Here is a 16,896-nt window from a genome sequence, read left to right as displayed (position 1 = left end):
CCATCGCTGTGCCCTTGACGTGCCGCGTAGACCCGGCACGTTCCTCCCCACGGGCGGGGAATGCCGCGAGGCCCACCGCCTGCACCCCTGAACGGTGACGATCATGAAGGTCCGTCAGAGCTCAGACGAGCTGCTTCGCTTGGACAAGTGCGCCCTCGAGCCGATCAGGGTGCCAGGAGCGATTCAGCCCCATGGAGCCCTGCTGTGCGTGGACCTGGAGTCGTTCGAGGTGCTGCAGGCGTCAGAGAACGCCATCGACGTGCTGGGTGTCGCCGCGGCGGCGCTGGTGGGCTCGCACCTGGGCGACCTGTCGGGCGATGCGGTCGTCGAGGACCTCCGCGCGGTGCTCGATGACGAGAGCACGGCCGCGAACCCGGTGTCGATGCGGATCGGCGACCGTGGATTCGACGTCGTGGTCCACCGTGCCGATGGCTTGGGCCTGGTGGAGTTCGAGCCGGCGGGAGCGGGCGATGACTGCGTGGCGGCGGTGCATTCCGCTGTCCATCGGCTCGGCTCGTTGACGTCGGTGTCCGAGGTCTATGAGCAGACCGCCACGGAACTCAAGCGCCTCACCGGGTTCGACAGGGTGGTCGTCTACAAGTTTCACGCCGATGGCCATGGCGAGGTCGTGGCGGAGCGGGCGGAGGAAGGAATGGAGCGCTATCTGGGTCTCCACTTCCCGGCCTCCGACATCCCGTCCCAGGCGCGCGAGCTGTACCTCTCACAGCTCAGCCGCATGATCATCCTGGACGACGAGCAGCCGGCGGCGCTGGTGCCGCCGGTCAACCCGGTCACCGGCGAGTCGCTCGACCTCGGGCACGCCCAGCTGAGGAGCGTCTCCCCTCATCACGTGGAGTTCATGAGGAACATGGGGCAGGTGACCACCATGTCCCTGTCGATGGTGTACGTGGGCCGCCTGATCGGCATGGTCACCTGCTCGCACCGCAGTCCAATGCGCCTCCGCTACGCGATGCGCCAGGCTTACGAGGTGCTGGCACGTCAGGTGGCGATGCAGCTGGGTGCGGTCGCGGAGATCGAACGACTGACCCACCTGCACGCCGTGCGGTCGGTGCGCGCTCGCGTGGGCCGTCAGGTCAAGACGGGCACGGACATCCGGAACTCGTTGTTCAACGGCGAGTTCACGTTGCTGGACCTCATCCCCGCCGATGGCGCCACGCTGCGGCTCGATGGCGTCGCCACGTCGATGGGCGAGGTCCCGGATGCGGTGGTCGATCACAGGCTCCTCGAGGAACTCGCCGGCGACGAAGAGCCGATGCTGGTCTCGGATGCCCTGAGCGAGGACTACCCGGAGCTTCATGCGCTGATGCCTGAGGTCGCGGGTCTGCTGGTGGTGCCCTTCGGGGGTCAGAACGACTGCCTCGCGTGGTTCAGGAAGGAGTCGATCTCCACGGTCCACTGGCTCGGCGATCAGTCGGCCGCCAACCGGAGTTCGCCGCTCGCGCCTCGCAACTCGTTCGCGAAGTGGGGCGAGAGCGTGGCGGGCCGGTCCGAGCCCTGGGATCAGATGGCGCTCATCGAGGCCTCCGAGATTCGTCACGACCTCAACGCCGCGATGCTGCGGGTCGCCGAGTCGGAGCTCGCTCGAGTGGCGCTGCACGACCCGCTGACCGGCCTGCCGAACCGGCGTCTGCTGAACGATCGCATGGGAGACGCGCTGGCCAAGCGCGAGCGCGGCACGCCCGCGGCGCTGCTGTTCGCCGACCTCGACAGCTTCAAGCACATCAACGACACCGAGGGCCATGGCACCGGCGACGCCGTGATCGTGGCGGTCGCGGAGCGCATCCGCGCCATCACCCGCACCCATGACATCCTCGCGCGGGTGGGCGGCGACGAGTTCGTGGTGCTGTGCGAGGAGGCGACGGCCGAGGACGCCGATGCCGCCGCCGCCCGCATTCTGGAAGCGTTCTCCACGCCGATCGAGGTGGGTGGGCGGAAGTACGACGTGGGCGCGTCGATAGGCGTGGCGCTGGCCGAGCCGGGGCAGTCTCCCGACGATCTGCTGCGCGCCGCCGATGCGGCGATGTACCGCGCCAAGGACGGCGGCAGGGGGCGGGCGTCCCGCTGACGTCCGCGCGCCATGGCGTGTGCGATTGGTCACCACCCGGCCTGGCGTCCGTGTGCCGGCGTTGCGGCGCGTGCGGGTGGCGCTTACAGTCAAGAAGAGTGGCCGGAGTCCCCGGTCCAGTGGTGCATGGTCGCGTGAGGGTCGCGTCCGGACATCGCGTCAGCGGAAACTGACCGCGGAGGATGGAGCAGATCAATGGTGTTGCAGCAGATCTCACGGAGATGGGCCGGGCTAGCCGCCGCGGTCTCGATAGCGGCGTTGTCGACGTTCGTGGCGGTGCCGGCGGGGGCCACTCCCGACGCCTCGCCCACGCCTGAGTCGACGATCACGACAACGTCAGAGCCCACGGCCAGCCCAGAGCCCTCGACCAGCCCGGAACCGTCGACGACGGATGCGGGAGAGCCTGCGCCCGAGGTCTCCGAGGAGCCCTCGTCCCTGCCCGCGACCTCGGAGCAGGACGACTCCGAGGCCTCAATGTCCACCCTGGCGGAGCAGAGCGAGACGGCCTCCGCCGTCACGTTCGAGGACGAGGGACTGTCCGCCGAGTTCACCGACGAGATCCGGTGGATGGGCGCCCAGGCGATCTCGACCGGCTACCCCGTCGACGGGGGCCGGGAGTACCGGCCCTTCGGTCTCGTCACGCGTGACGCGATGGCCGCGTTCCTCTACCGCTATGCGGGTGAGCCGACCTTCACGGCCCCGACCACGCCCACGTTCTCCGACGTGTCGCCCTCATCCTCCGAGTTCTACAAGGAGATCGAGTGGGCCGCGGCTGAAGGCGTGACGCGCGGGTACAGCGACGGCACGTTCAAGCCGACCCGTCCCGTGACGCGCGATGCGATGGCGAGCTTCATCTATGGACTCGAGGGCGGCAGCGCCCCCAGCGGCTCGGCCGTCTACGTCGACTCTTCGAAGTCCAGCGAGCACAAGGGCGCGATCGAGTGGCTCGCGACTCAGGGCGTGTCCCAAGGGTGGGTGACGTGGCGTGGCCGCGAGTACCGGCCCTTCGGCAACGTGACGCGCGACGCCATGGCCGCGTTCCTGTACCGGCTCGAGCACGGGGCGGAGCCCGTCAAGGCGGCCGAACCGCTGCTCGAGGCACAGAAGGACGTGTGGGTCACGGCCTCGTCGCTGAACCTGCGTTCGCAGCCCACCTGGGACTCGAGCGTCGTGGTCACGGGCGCCAAGCACACTCGGGCGCGTTACCTGGGTGCCCGCGAGGGCGGCTGGATCCAGGTCCGCATGGGCGGGATGATCGCGTGGGCGCCGACGGCGCACCTCACCACCACGGCTCCCAGCGCCGCCCCGACCAAGGTGGGTCTCGCGGACTCGCGGGTGACGTTCAGCGAGCGGCCCAACCTGAGCGCTCCGACGGTCGCGACCGTGAGCCAGGGCACCCGTGGCTACTTCACGGGCGTCTCGAAGGGCAGCTGGAAGTGGGTGTCGATCGCCGGCACTCGTGGCTGGACCCCGGCGTCCAACCTCAACACCGTGAAGCCTTACGACGCGGATCCGATCATGTCCCGCGCCTACTCGCAGGTGGGGTACCGGGGCGGCAACCGCACCAACAAGTACAGCGCCTGGTACGGCACCACCAACCCGTACTGCATGGTGTTCGTGATGTGGGTCTTCCACCACGCCGGCTATCCGAACGGCGTGCCTCACCGCGGCCTGTACTCGGACTGGGCGAACGTGCTGCAGCGCTCCGGCGTACTCGACACGAACGTCTCGCGCAGCGACCTCAAGCGCGGCCACGTGGCGCTTGTCGACTGGCCGCCGCACAACGGCCCCACCCACACCGGCATCGTCTCCCGCGTGGACGGCGACTACGTGTGGCTCGTGGAGGGCAACACCACGGACGGCACGGGTGACTCCTCGCGAGGAGTCTTCGAGCGGCGCCGTGCGATCTCGAACATCCATTCGGTCTTCGACCCGGACGACTACGCGAGGAGCATCGGGTACTAGCGGAGATCCGCGTCACTGGCGCGATCTAGAGTGACAGGCATGGACCTGTTCGAGTCGACCGAGCGCACCGGCACCGGCGTGCCCGAGCCGGGCGCCAACGCCCCGCTCGCGGTGCGCATGCGCCCGCGGGTGCTCGACGAGGTCGTGGGCCAGGCCCACCTGCTCACCGACGGCTCCCCGCTGCGGCGCCTGGTCCAGGAGGGCTCGTCGGCCACCTCGGTGATCCTGTGGGGGCCGCCGGGCACGGGCAAGACCACGCTGGCCTACCTGGTGGCGGGGGCGCGGCCGTTCGTCGAGCTCTCGGCCGTCACGGCGGGCGTCAAGGACGTGCGCGCGGTCATCGAGGCGTCGCGGCGGCGGGTCACGACCGGCGAGCGCGAGACGGTGCTGTTCATCGACGAGATCCACCGCTTCACGCGATCCCAGCAGGACGCGCTGCTGCCCGCCGTGGAGAACCGGTGGGTGACGCTGATCGGCGCCACCACCGAGAACCCGAGCTTCTCCGTCGTGGGCCCGCTGCTGTCGCGGTCCCTGCTGCTCACGCTCCAGCCGCTCACGAGCGACGACCTGGGCGCCTTGGTGGACCGCGCGGTCGAGGACGAGCGGGGCCTCGGCGGCCGCGTGGTCCTCGCTCCCGAGGCGCGCGACCACATGCTGCGCGTCGCGGGGGCCGATGCTCGCAAGGCCCTCACCCTCCTCGAGTCAGTGGCCGATGCGGCGCTGAGCAGCGGAGACGACCCGCCCACGATCACGGGGGAGCTCACCGAGCGGGCCATGGACTCGGCGCTGGTGGCGTACGACAAGTCGGGCGATCAGCACTACGACGTGATCAGCGCCTTCATCAAGTCCGTGCGCGGATCCGACGTCGATGCCTCGCTGCACTATCTGGCACGGATGATCGTGGCGGGGGAGGACCCGCGGTTCCTCGCGCGCCGGCTGGTGATCCTCGCGTCCGAGGACGTGGGCCTCGCTGACCCGCAGGCCCTGGTGATCGCGCAGGCCGCGGCGGACGCGGTGAGCTTTATCGGCATGCCCGAGGGCCGCATCCCGCTCGCCGAGGCCACCGCTTACCTGGCGACGGCGCCCAAGTCGAACCGCGCGTACTCGGCGATCAACGCCGCGATCGCCGACGTCAAGGCGGGCAAGGCCGGCGTGGTGCCCTCGCACCTGAGGGATGCCCACTACTCGGGCGCCGAGCGGCTGGGCCACGGCAAGAACTACGCCTACTCGCACGATGCTCCCGGCGGCGTCGCGGCGCAGGAGTACCTGCCGGAATCGCTGCAGGGGACGCGCTACTACCAGCCCACCGAGTTCGGCTTCGAGCGCACGCTGTCCGAGCGGCTCACGCGGATTCGCGAGAAGCTGGGTAGAGGCGTCACGGAACGCGGCGAGGCCGGATAGGCGAGGGGCGCGACCAGCCCGGCCCGCGCATCGGCCGCACTACCGCGATCCACCCCTCGCTCTGTTAGTATTGACCAGCCCTCGCGGACGGTTGGCTGCTGTCTCCGCGACCTCTCTAGAATTCAGGCGCGTGTGAACGCGCCACGAGTACGGCAAAAGGAACTATTTTGACTTCTGTTCAGCGCGCGCGCCGCCAGGTGCGCCTGTCCCGCGCCTTGGGTCTCGCACTGACCCCCAAGGCCGTCAAGCACTTCGAGAAGCGCCCCTACCCCCCGGGCGAGCACGGCCGCACCGCGCGCCGCAAGGAAAGCGACTACGCGGTCCGTCTGCGCGAGAAGCAGCGTCTTCGCGCCCAGTACGGCCTGCGCGAGAAGCAGATGACTCGCGTCTTCGAGGAGGCCCGCAAGGAGTCCGGCCTGACCGGTGAGGCGTTCGTCGAGCTGCTCGAGATGCGTCTCGACGCCCTCGTGCTGCGCTCCGGCTTCGCCCGCACCATCCTGCAGGCGCGCCAGTCGGTGCTGCACCGTCACATCATGGTCGACGGCAAGATCGTCGACCGTCCGTCGTTCCGCGTGAAGCCGGGCCAGACCATCCAGGTCAAGCCCAAGGCCGTCACGATGGAGCCCTACATGGCAGCCGCCGCCGGCGCGCACCGCGACGTGCTCCCCGAGCTGCCCGACTACCTCGACGTCAAGCTCGAGAAGCTGTCGGCCGAGCTGGTTCGTCGTCCCAAGCGCGCCGAGGTCCCCGTGACCTGCGAGGTGCAGCTGGTCGTCGAGTTCTACGCTCGCTGATTCGCACTAGGCTCATGCGAGCCGAATGACAACGGCCGTCGGCCCCTGGCACTCGCCAGGGCCCGGCGGCGTTGTCATATAGGTACCTATGAGCGGCCGATGCGCCACTCACCCGGCCTGCGCGGCAGGTTGGCAGCCCGGCAGGACATGGAGGACAGCATGCGCACCGCGGACATTCGCCAGCGCTGGATCGACTACTTCGAGGCCAATGGGCACCACATCGCGCCCAGCGCCTCGCTCGTGTCGCCCGACCCCAGCCTGCTGTTCACCGTGGCCGGCATGGTGCCGTTCATCCCGTACATCATCGGCACCGAGACGCCGTCGCATGCCCGCATCGCCTCTGTCCAGAAGTGCATCCGCACCAAGGACATCGAGGAGGTGGGACAGACCACCCGTCACGGCACGTTCTTCCAGATGCTGGGCAACTTCTCCTTCGGCGACTACTTCAAGCGCGGCGCGATCGAGCTCGCGTGGGACCTGCTGACCGGACCCGAGGATGAGGGCAAGTACGGGTTCGAGCCAGAGCGGTTCTGGGTCACCATCTGGAACGAGGACGACGAGGCCTACCAGGCGCTGGTCGACGTGGGCGTCAACCCCCAGCACATCGTCAAGCTCACGCGCGAGGAGATCTTCTGGGACACCGGCCAGCCCGGCCCCGCCGGTCCGTGCGCCGAGTGGCACTACGACCGCGGCCCCGAGTTCGGCCCCGAGGCCGTGGGCGGCACAGTCGACCCCGGCGGCGACCGCTACCTCGAGATCTGGAACCTGGTGTTCGACCAGTTCCTGCGCGGCCCCGGCTCCGGCAAGGACTACCCGCTGATCCGCGAGCTCGACCAGAAGGCCATCGACACCGGTGCCGGCCTGGAGCGCATCGCGTACCTCAAGCAGGGCGTGTCCAACATGTACGAGATCGACGAGGTCTTCCCCGTCATCGAGAAGGCCCAGGAGCTCTCGGGTCGCGCCTACAAGGCGAATGAGGAAGACGACGTCCGCATGCGCGTGATCGCGGACCACGTGCGTTCGGCCATGATGCTGATGCACGACGGCGTGGTGCCCGGCAACGAGGGCCGCGGCTACGTGCTGCGCCGCCTGCTGCGCCGCACCGTGCGCGCCATGCGCCTCCTCGGCGTCGAGGACCCGAGCTTGACCATCCTGCTGGACAGCTCGTACCGCGCCATGAGCGCCTCGTACCCCGAGCTGGTGAACACGATCACCCGCATTCAGAGCATCGCCGGGGCCGAGGAGGACGCGTTCCGCCGCACCCTGACACAGGGCACGACCATCCTGGACACGGCCGTGGCCAAGGCCAAGAGCGCGGGCACCTCCGCGCTGTCCGGCGAGGACGCGTTCCAGCTGCACGACACCTTCGGCTTCCCGATCGACCTCACCCTCGAGATGGCGGCCGAGCAGGGCGTGAGCGTCGACGAGGCGGGATTCCGTTCCCTCATGGCCGAGCAGCGCGACCGCGCGCGGGCCGACGCGAAGGCCAAGAAGGGCGGCCACGCGGACGTCAGCGTCTATCAGGCGGCTGGCGCGCAGACGCCCACCACCTTCCGCGGCTACGACGAGCTGTCGCTGGTGAGCCAGGTCTCCGCCGTCATCAAGGACGGCGTCTCCGTGCCGGTGGCGACCACGGGCGACACCGTCGAGGTGTTGCTCGCGCAGACCCCGTTCTACCCCGAATCGGGTGGCCAGGACGCGGACACGGGCGAGATCCGCGGCGCCAACGCGACCCTGACGGTGATCGACGTGCAGAAGCCCGTCGCGGACGTCATCGTCCACACGGTCACGGTCGACGAGGGCGAGATCGCCGTGGGCGACCAGGTCTCCGCCGAGGTCGACCCCGTCAACCGCAGGCTCGCGTCCAAGGCGCACTCGGCGACCCACCTGATCCACGCCGCCCTGCACGAGGTGCTGGGCGACGACGCGACGCAGGCGGGCTCGTACAACAAGCCCGGCTACATGCGCCTGGACTTCGCGTGGCGCCAGGGCATCTCTCACAGCGCCCGCGAGGAGATCGAGGGCATCGCCAACCGCGCGATCCGCGAGGAGCTGCCCGTCGGGACGCAGGTGATGGCCCTCGACGAGGCCAAGAGCCTGGGCGCGATGGCGCTGTTCGGCGAGAAGTACGGCGACCGCGTGCGCGTGGTGGAGATCGGCGGCCCGTTCTCGCGCGAGCTGTGCGCCGGCACGCACGTCGACAACTCGGGCCAGATCGGCCTGCTCAGCGTCACCTCCGAGGGTTCCGTGGGCTCCGGCGCGCGCCGGATCGAGGCGCTCGTGGGCGCCGACGCCTTCCAGAACCTGGCGGCCGAGCGCTCGATCGTGAGCGAGCTCAGCACCACGCTGAAGGCGCGTCCGGAGGAGCTCAGCGACCGCATCGGCGCCCTGCTGACGCGGCTGAGCGAGGCGGAGAAGCAGCTGACGCAGTACCGCCAGCAGGCCATGCAGCAGGTGGCCGGCCAGCTGGTCGATACCGCGACCGACGTGAACGGCATCCGCCTGGTCGCGCACGAGTCCACCACCGCGGCGGATGGCGACGACCTCCGCACGCTGGTGACGGATGTGCGCGCCCGGCTGGGCGAGTCCGAGCCCACCGTCGTGGCGGCGTCGGCGGCCATCAACGGCCGGCCCCAGATCGTCATCGGCACCAACCAAGCCGCCCGCGATGCGGGCGTCCGGGCGGGAGACCTGGTCAAGACCGCATCGGCCGTGCTGGGAGGCGGGGGCGGCGGAAAGCCGGACCTCGCCCAGGGCGGCGGCCAGGATGCGTCCAAGATCTCCGATGCGCTGGTCGCGGTGCGCGACGCCGTCGCCTCGCGCTAGGCCTCGCGTCAGATGAACGACGGGCCGGTGGGCAGGGGAGTGCGGATCGGCGTCGATGTGGGCACCGTGCGCATCGGCATCGCAGCCTCCGACCCCGACGGGATGATGGCCTTCCCCGTGACCACCGTGACCCGCGGCGACGGCGACGTCGACCAGGTCGCGGCGATCGTGAGCGAGCGCGAGGCCGCGCGCGTCTATGTGGGACTCCCACGCAAGCTCTCGGGGCAGGACGGCGCGAGCGCCGCCTTTGCCCACGATTTCGCGTCGGCCCTGGCGGAACGCTGCGCCGCAGTGGTTCGTTTGGTGGACGAGCGGTTCTCGACCGCGACCGCGCAGCACGCCATGCGTCAGGCGGGCAGGAACTCGCGTCAGCAGCGGCAGGTCATCGACCAGGCGGCGGCCGTCGTGATCCTGGAGAGCGCGTTGGATATCGAACGACAGGGCAACCTCGATAAGGTGACCTACGAGCCTACCCTCAAGGGGAATGATGACTGACCTCTTCCACCCGCAGACGGAGGCGACGACCACCACGTCGCTGGACCTGCGGCGACTGCAGCGGCAGAAGCGACGCCAGACACGCCAGAAGTGGACGCTGTTCGTGTCCGCCGTGGCGCTGGTGGTGCTCGCGATCGGCGGCTCGGTCGCATGGAACTTCCTGGGAAGCTTCGAGACCGAGAGCACCGAGATCGCCGACTACGACGGCGCCGGCCAGGGCGTGGTCGAGGTGGTGGTCGAGCAGGGCGACACCGGCGCCGACATCGCGAAGACGCTCTTCGACGCGGGCGTGGTCGCCTCCCCGGAGGCCTTCATCCGCGAGGCGAATGCCAGCCCGGAGGCGGGCAACATCACTCCCGGCTACTACTTCATGCAGCGCGAGATGAAGGCCGAGTTCGCGCTCACCGCCCTGCTGGACCCGGGCAACAAGAACGAGCTCACCATCACCATCCCCGAGGGCCGCCGGGTTGAGGCGTACTACCAGTCCATCGCCAACCTCACGGACTACTCCGAGGACGAGATCCGCGAGGTCGCCGAGGACACCGACGCGCTCGGACTGCCCGAGCAGGCGGACGGGAACCTCGAGGGATGGCTGTTCCCGGCGACGTACACGTTCACCCCGGACGTGCAGCCGGCGGACATCCTCGCGGAGATGATCGAGACCACGGTCCAGGTGCTGGACCGCAACGGCGTCGCACCCGAGGACCGTCACGAGGTGCTGACGGTGGCATCGATCATCGAGCGCGAGGCGCGCCTCGACGAGGACCGCCCCATGGTGTCCGGCGTGATCTACAACCGCCTGGACATCGACATGCGGCTCGAGATGGACTCGACGGTGAAGTACATCAGCCCGTCCGAGGGCGTGTTCACCTCCGACGAGGAGCGCGCCATCGACGACCCGTACAACACGTACATGTACACCGGCCTGCCGCCGGGGCCCATCGCCGCGCCCGGCGAGGCCGCGATCCAGGCGGCCGCGGACCCGACCCAGCACGACTACCTGTTCTTCGTGACGGTCAACACGAACACGGGTGAGACCCGGTACGCCGAGGACTTCGCGGCGCACCAGGAGAACGTGGCCGTGCTGCGTCAGTGGGCCCAGGAGCAGGCTGCCGCGTCCGAGGACGAGGACGGTGCCACGGACTAGCGACGCGGGCGGTGCCACGCGCCGCGCAGGCGTGCTCGGTCACCCGATCGAGCACTCGCTGTCGCCGGTGCTGCACCGCGCCGCGTACCGGGCGATGGGGCTCGACTGGGAGTACGACGCTCACGATGTGACCGAGGAGTCGCTGCCGGCGTTCATCGACGGGCTCTCGGGTGAGTGGGCCGGGCTGTCCCTCACCATGCCTCTCAAGGTCGCGGCGCTGCCTCTCGTGGACTTCGTGGAGCCCATGGCCAAGCTGGTGGGCGCCATCAACACGTTGCTGGTGCAGCCCGTGGCCGACGGACGCCAGCTCGTGGGCGCCAATACCGACGTGCACGGCATCGTGGCCGCCCTGCATGAGGGCGGGGTCCAGGAGGCCGATGCGGGGGTCGTCGTGGGCGGGGGAGCGACGGCGACCTCGGCGCTGGCGGCGCTCGGCCGGCTCGGCGTGACGCGGCCCATCGTGGTGGTGCGCTCTCGAGCGCGCGCCGGCGCGCTCGTGCGCGCCGCGACCAAGATGGGCGTCGAGCCGCGGTTCGTGTCGTTCGAGGATGCTCCCCACTACCTGTCACGCGCCAGCGCGGTGGTCTCCACGGTCCCGGCCGATGCGGGGGCCGGCTTGGCGCAGGCGCTGGGTGGGTCCGGGGGCACGCTGTCGGCGGACGCCGTGCTGCTGGATGCGGTCTACGCGCCGTTGGACACGCCCCTGGGAGCGGCCTGGGAGCAGGCGGGCGGAACGTTCGTGCGCGGCACCCGGATGCTGCTGCACCAGGCGGGTGAGCAGGTGCGTCTGATGACGGGGCGCGAGGCCCCGCTGGAACCGATGTCAGAGGCGTTGGACCAGGCACTCCAGTCACGGTGAACGGCCCGGAGTGACATGTGCAACACCGATGTGTCCTCATGCACCTGCCGATGTTAGTTTGCGCACAGCGCATCATTTGCTGAGGGACCTGAGGGAGTGTTGTGAAGCAGCTTGGAGCGATCCTGCTCGAAGAAGGCGTCCTGACTGAAGAGCAGTTGCTGGACGGCATCGACGAGCAGCAGGCACGCGGTCAGTCGCTGGGCCGCACCCTCGTGGAGTTGGGGATGATCTCCGAGGGTCAGTTGGTGCGCGCCCTCGCCAGCCAGGTGGGCATGGACTTCGTCGAGCTCGCCGAGGAGTCGGTGGACAGGGCGGCCGTGGCGATGGTGCCGGCCGCAGTGTGCCGCCGTCACAACGCGCTGCCGATCGGCATCAACGACGGCATCCTGCGCGTCGCGATGTCCAACCCCGGCAACGTGGTCGCGGTCGACGACTTCCGCACCATCACCGGCATGTCCGTGACCCCCGTGGTTGCGGCGCACGATGACGTGATCAGCGCGATCGACCGCTACTGCCGGTCCGACGCGGAGCTCGAGGACCTGCAGGAGGAGCTGTCCGAGGGCGAGGTCAACCTCGACGAGGAGGCCATGGGGAGCGCGTCGGAGGATGACGCCCCCATTGTGCGGTTCGTGAACCTGCTGATCAGCCAGGCCGTGCAGGACCGCGCCTCGGACATTCACATCGAGCCCACGGAGAAGGACCTGCGGGTCCGCTACCGGATCGATGGCGTGCTCCACGAGATGCAGCACGCGTCGAAGGCGATCGCCAATGGCGTGACCAGCCGCCTGAAGATCATGTCCGACATCGACATCGCCGAGCGCCGCAAGCCTCAGGACGGCCGCCTGTCCGTGAACCACCAGGGACGCAAGATCGACCTGCGCGTCGCGACCCTGCCCACGGTGTGGGGCGAGAAGGTCGTCATGCGTATCCTCGACAACTCGACGGCGACGCTCGACCTCGAGGACCTGGGGATCCGCGAGAAGAACTACGAGGCGTACTCCCGCACCTTCAGGAAGCCCTACGGCATGATCCTGGTCACCGGGCCCACCGGTTCCGGTAAGTCCACCACGCTGTACGCGACGCTCAACCAGATCACCCGGCCCGAGATCAACGTCATCACGGTCGAGGACCCGGTCGAGTACCGGATTCCTGGCATCAACCAGGTGCAGGTGAACCCCAAGGCCGGGCTGACCTTCGCATCGGCCCTGCGGTCGATCCTGCGTGCGGACCCGGACGTGGTGCTCGTCGGTGAGATCCGCGACCACGAGACGGCGCAGATCGCGGTCGAGGCGGCACTCACCGGCCACCTCGTGCTCTCGACGCTGCACACCAACGATGCGCCCTCCGCGCTGACCCGACTCATCGAGATGGGCATCGAGCCCTTCCTGGTGGGCTCCGCGATCGACTGCGTGGTCGCGCAGCGGCTTGCTCGCCGCCTGTGCCACAACTGCGCTGTCGAGTACCAGATGGACGAGGCCGAGATCCCCACCAGCGTCGAGTGGGAGCCGGGCACGCCCGCGCCGGTCGTGTACCGGCCTGAGGGCTGCCAGCGCTGCTCCAACACCGGCTACCGCGGGCGCCTGGCGCTGCACGAGGTGATGGTCGTGAACGAGGACATCGAACGCCTCGCCGTCGGGCGCGCGTCCTCTGCGGAGATCAACCGCACCGCACGTGCGAACGGCATGGAGAGCCTGCTGATGGACGGATGGGCCAAGGTGCTCGACGGCACCACGTCGGTGGAGGAGCTGCTTCGTGTTGTTAAGTAGCGCAGTGTTGTTAAGTGATCGAGGCGGACTTGAGTTCGCGTGCGTTAGCGCCGATAGGCGTGGTACGTCAGAAAGCCGGCGCCACGGCGCACGGTATGAGGGGAAGTGAAGATGACGTCGTTCATGCCTGAGGAGACGCCGCCGCAGCAGGGTCAGCAGCCGCAGCGGCCCAGCAACCCGCCAGCGAACCCGCAGCAGGGTGCGCCCGGGAGCGCTCCAGGCACGCCGTCACCCCAGGGCACGCGGCCCCCGCAGGCGCCCAGCGGTACTCAGGTACCGGGCAACTCGCAGGCGTCTGGCACGTCACAGGCACCGGGCGCTCCGCAGGCAGGAAATGCTCCGGCCCGCCCGCCGATGGTGCCGCAGAACCACTTCGAGGAGGCGCTGCCGAGTGCGCGCACCGCGCCGCCCCTCGCGCCGCCGCAGCGGCCCACGACCGGTCAGGTGCCCGTCTCGGGTGGCCCGCAGCGTCAGCCCGCGCCGCAGAGTGCTCCGGCTCCGCAGCGTCAGCCCATGAACCCGGGTCAGCAGCCCGCGCAGCGGCCCGGTGCCGCCGGGCCCGGACAGGGTGGCCCAGCAGCGCCGGGTTCGCCCCGTCAGAGCCAGCCCGCCGGATCCGGCCGCATCGGCATGAGCCAAGAGGCGCACGAGAACGACCTTGACGTTGCCGCCGCTCTTCGCGGCATGTTGAAGGTTGGCGCCTCGGACCTGCACGTGACCACCGGCGCTCCGCCGATGGTGCGCGTGGACGGCAGCCTGACCCCGCTCGAGGGCTTCCCCAAGCTGATGAAGGACGATCTGCAGCGTTCGCTGTACCAGATCCTCACTCAGGCGCAGCGCGAGAAGTTCGAGGAGGAGCTCGAGCTCGACTTCTCGTACGCGCTGGTGGGCGAGGCGCGCTTCCGCGTCAACATCTACAAGCAGCGCGAGTCCGTGGGCGCCGCCTTCCGTGTGATCCCTTACGAGATCAAGCCGCTCGAGGCACTGGGCATCCCGCAGGCCGTCTCGAACTTCGCGACCCTGTCGCGCGGACTGGTGCTGGTCACGGGACCCACGGGATCCGGCAAGTCCACCACGCTGGCCTCGCTGGTCGACCTCGCCAACCGCTCGCGCAGCGACCACATCATGACGGTCGAGGATCCCATCGAGTTCCTGCACCGCCACAAGCGCAGCCTCGTGAACCAGCGCGAGGTCGGCTCGGATACCAAGTCCTTCCAGCGCGCGCTCAAGCACGTGCTGCGTCAGGACCCGGACATCATCCTCATCGGTGAGATGCGCGACCTGGAGACCATCCAGGTGGCACTGACCGCCGCGGAGACCGGGCACCTCGTCTTCGCAACCCTTCACACGCAGGACGCGGCGCAGACCATCGACCGCGTGATCGACGTGTTCCCCTCGGAGCAGCAGGGCCAGATCCGCACCCAGCTCGCGACGGCGATCCAGGGAGTGCTGTGCCAGACGCTGCTACCGCGTTCCGGCACACCCGGCCGTGCGGTCGCGGTCGAGGTGCTGGTGGCGACGCCGGGCATCCGCAACCTCATCCGTGAGGGCAAGACGCACCAGATCCACACGGCCATGCAGGCCGGCGCTTCGCTGGGCATGCAGTCGATGGACCAGCACCTCGCCAAGCTCGTCAAGGACGGCACGGTGGAGTACGACGATGCCGTCGAGATGTGCCACTCCTTGGACGAGTTCAACCGACTCTGCGGGCGCGCCAGCGCCGAGCGACACTAGGGGAGCGCAGCGATGGCCACCGCGACCAAGCAATTCGAGTTCACCGCCCGGGACACCCAGGGCAAGGAGCACAAATCAACGATGGAGGCGCCGTCGAGCGCCGCCGTGGCGAGCCGTCTGCGGGAGAAGGGCCTCACCCCGCTCTCAGTGAACGAGGCGGGCGGCAAGGGCTTGAATGCGGAGCTCAGCATCCCTGGCCTCGGGGAGAAGATCACGCTCAAGGACATTGCGATCCTGTCGCGGCAGCTCGCCACGATGATCTCGGCCGGGCTCTCGCTCCTTCGTGCCCTATCGATCTTGGCGGAGCAGACCGAGAGCAAGCCGCTCCAGAAGGTCGTCGCAGAGGTGCGCGGCGACGTCGAGACCGGTCAGTCCTTCTCCAAAGCGCTCAGCCGCCACCCTCAGACCTTTCCCCCCATCATGATCAACATGGTGAAGGCCGGCGAGGTGGGCGGCTTCCTCGACGAGGTGCTGGTGTCTATCGCCCAGAACTTCGAGAATGAGGTCAAGCTCCGCGGCAAGATCAAGTCGGCAATGACGTATCCGGTGGTCGTGTTTTTCATCGCGATCCTCGCTACCGCCGCCATGTTGATCTTTATTGTCCCGGTGTTCGCCGCAATGTTCGACAACCTTGGCGGTGAACTACCGTTCGCCACGCAGGTGTTGGTGTACATGTCGGACATCCTCAAAGTGGGGGTCGTTCCGATTGTGATCGGTATCATCGCCTTCTCGATGTGGTGGGGCAAGAACAAGCACAAGGAACACATCCGTCGTAAGTATCAGCCCGCTTTTCTTAAGGCACCCGTTTTTGGCTCGCTGGTGCAGAAGATCGCCGTCGCGCGCTTCTCGCGCAACTTCGGGTCGATGATCCGTTCGGGCGTGCCGATCCTCCAGGCATTGGACATCGTCGGCCAGGCGTCCGGCAATATCGTGATCGAAGATGCGACACGAGCCGTGTCTCAGTCGGTGCGTAAGGGCGAGTCCTTGGCGCGCCCGCTCGCGCAGCACGCGGTCTTCCCGCCCATGGTGGTGCAGATGATCGCGGTCGGTGAAGACACGGGGGCATTGGACGAGATGTTGGACAAGATCGCAGACTTCTACGATCAGGAAGTGGAATCCACCACAGAGCAATTGACCTCACTGATCGAGCCCATCATGATCGCAGTGCTGGGGGGCATGATCGGTGCAATGGTGATTGCGCTCTATATGCCGATCTTCAAGGTCTTCGACATGATCGGATGATCTTCCTCCATGCGATAAATCCATAGACGTGGTTGCGTGCCCGGGCGATAGCCGGGCTACCGAATGGTCGGGCGTGACCGTGACCGTGAGACAACCGTCACACGGTAGAGAAAAAGAAAACAAGATCCGAAAGGCACCATCATGATTGCTCGTATTCAGAAGCGACTCGAGGAGCGCGAGAACGAGGGTGGCTTCACCCTCGTCGAGCTGCTCGTCGTCATCATCATCATCGGCATCCTCGCCGCGATCGCTATCCCGCTGTACTTGAACCAGCAGGAGAAGGCCAAGGATTCCGCGCTCCAGTCGGACCTCAAGAACGCACAGATTGCCGTTGCCACGTACATGGTGGACAACCCGACCGCCACCCAAGTAGATGTCGCGGATCTGGACTTCGCCGCATCGCCCAACACGACGATCACGACCGACCCCATTGCGATCAGCGACTCGTTCGAGATCTGCGGTACTGCGACGGGTGGCGCGTCCGAGAACGGCTACTGCATCAACAGTGACGGAACTCTGACCGAGGCCACGTCGTAGTAGAGCGCCAACGTTGGTGTGGGGCCCGGGCCGCGGCCCGGGCC

At 68.3% G+C, this 16,896-nt stretch carries 13 protein-coding genes; 12 read left to right on the top strand and 1 reads right to left on the bottom strand.

Features of this window, described 5'->3' with window-relative positions; genetic code table 11:
• Positions 1–103: 103 nt before the first annotated feature.
• Entirely contained in the window at positions 104–2,086 is a 1,983-nt protein-coding gene (locus ACNI14_RS09280) for a bifunctional diguanylate cyclase/phosphodiesterase (RefSeq protein ID WP_420519719.1), read from the top strand.
• An 89-nt stretch (positions 2,087–2,175) separates the two neighbouring features.
• Here ACNI14_RS09280 and ACNI14_RS09275 read toward each other — a convergent pair whose 3' ends face one another.
• The gene (locus ACNI14_RS09275; RefSeq protein ID WP_420519718.1) at positions 2,176–2,568 is read right to left on the bottom strand and encodes a hypothetical protein; all 393 of its coding nucleotides are present in this window, start codon (positions 2,566–2,568) and stop codon (positions 2,176–2,178) included.
• Here ACNI14_RS09275 and ACNI14_RS09270 point away from each other — a divergent pair.
• From ACNI14_RS09270 to ACNI14_RS09220, 11 genes are all read left to right on the top strand, one after another.
• Positions 2,561–4,051, top strand: coding sequence for an S-layer homology domain-containing protein (locus tag ACNI14_RS09270; RefSeq protein WP_420519717.1), 1,491 nt, complete (start codon positions 2,561–2,563; stop codon positions 4,049–4,051). The two genes, ACNI14_RS09275 and ACNI14_RS09270, sit on opposite strands and share 8 nt — an antisense overlap.
• A 39-nt stretch (positions 4,052–4,090) precedes the next feature.
• A complete protein-coding gene (locus ACNI14_RS09265; RefSeq protein ID WP_420519716.1) occupies positions 4,091–5,452 on the top strand; it encodes a replication-associated recombination protein A in 1,362 nt (453 codons plus the stop codon).
• Between the two features lie 167 nt (positions 5,453–5,619).
• Complete coding sequence (rpsD, locus tag ACNI14_RS09260; RefSeq protein WP_420519715.1) at positions 5,620–6,246, top strand: 30S ribosomal protein S4; 627 nt, start codon at positions 5,620–5,622, stop codon at positions 6,244–6,246.
• A 159-nt stretch (positions 6,247–6,405) separates the two neighbouring features.
• A complete protein-coding gene (gene alaS, locus ACNI14_RS09255; protein ID WP_420519714.1) occupies positions 6,406–9,072 on the top strand; it encodes an alanine--tRNA ligase in 2,667 nt (888 codons plus the stop codon).
• A gap of 39 nt (positions 9,073–9,111) precedes the next feature.
• Positions 9,112–9,567, top strand: a complete 456-nt coding sequence (gene ruvX, locus ACNI14_RS09250; RefSeq protein WP_420519713.1) for a Holliday junction resolvase RuvX — start codon at positions 9,112–9,114, stop codon at positions 9,565–9,567.
• Positions 9,560–10,714, top strand: a complete 1,155-nt coding sequence (gene mltG / locus ACNI14_RS09245; RefSeq protein WP_420519712.1) for an endolytic transglycosylase MltG — start codon at positions 9,560–9,562, stop codon at positions 10,712–10,714. Before ruvX ends, mltG begins: the two co-directional genes overlap by 8 nt.
• Positions 10,701–11,573, top strand: a complete 873-nt coding sequence (locus ACNI14_RS09240) for a shikimate dehydrogenase (RefSeq protein ID WP_420519711.1) — start codon at positions 10,701–10,703, stop codon at positions 11,571–11,573. The genes mltG and ACNI14_RS09240 overlap by 14 nt, the downstream gene beginning before the upstream one ends.
• A 101-nt stretch (positions 11,574–11,674) precedes the next feature.
• Positions 11,675–13,339: a GspE/PulE family protein gene (locus ACNI14_RS09235; protein ID WP_420519710.1), complete on the top strand. Its 1,665-nt coding sequence runs from the start codon at positions 11,675–11,677 to the stop codon at positions 13,337–13,339.
• A gap of 354 nt (positions 13,340–13,693) precedes the next feature.
• Positions 13,694–15,073: a type IV pilus twitching motility protein PilT gene (locus tag ACNI14_RS09230; RefSeq protein ID WP_420519709.1), complete on the top strand. Its 1,380-nt coding sequence runs from the start codon at positions 13,694–13,696 to the stop codon at positions 15,071–15,073.
• A gap of 12 nt (positions 15,074–15,085) precedes the next feature.
• Complete coding sequence (locus ACNI14_RS09225) at positions 15,086–16,315, top strand: type II secretion system F family protein (RefSeq protein WP_420519708.1); 1,230 nt, start codon at positions 15,086–15,088, stop codon at positions 16,313–16,315.
• Between the two features lie 141 nt (positions 16,316–16,456).
• The gene (locus ACNI14_RS09220; protein WP_420519707.1) at positions 16,457–16,852 is read left to right on the top strand and encodes a prepilin-type N-terminal cleavage/methylation domain-containing protein; all 396 of its coding nucleotides are present in this window, start codon (positions 16,457–16,459) and stop codon (positions 16,850–16,852) included.
• The last annotated feature ends 44 nt before the right edge of the window (positions 16,853–16,896 follow it).

It is taken from the genome of Demequina pilifera (assembly GCF_048814985.1).
GTDB lineage: Bacteria > Actinomycetota > Actinomycetes > Actinomycetales > Demequinaceae > Demequina.
The sequence above is the reverse complement of the archived record's forward strand: the minus strand, read 5'-3'. Positions and strand labels throughout refer to the sequence as shown.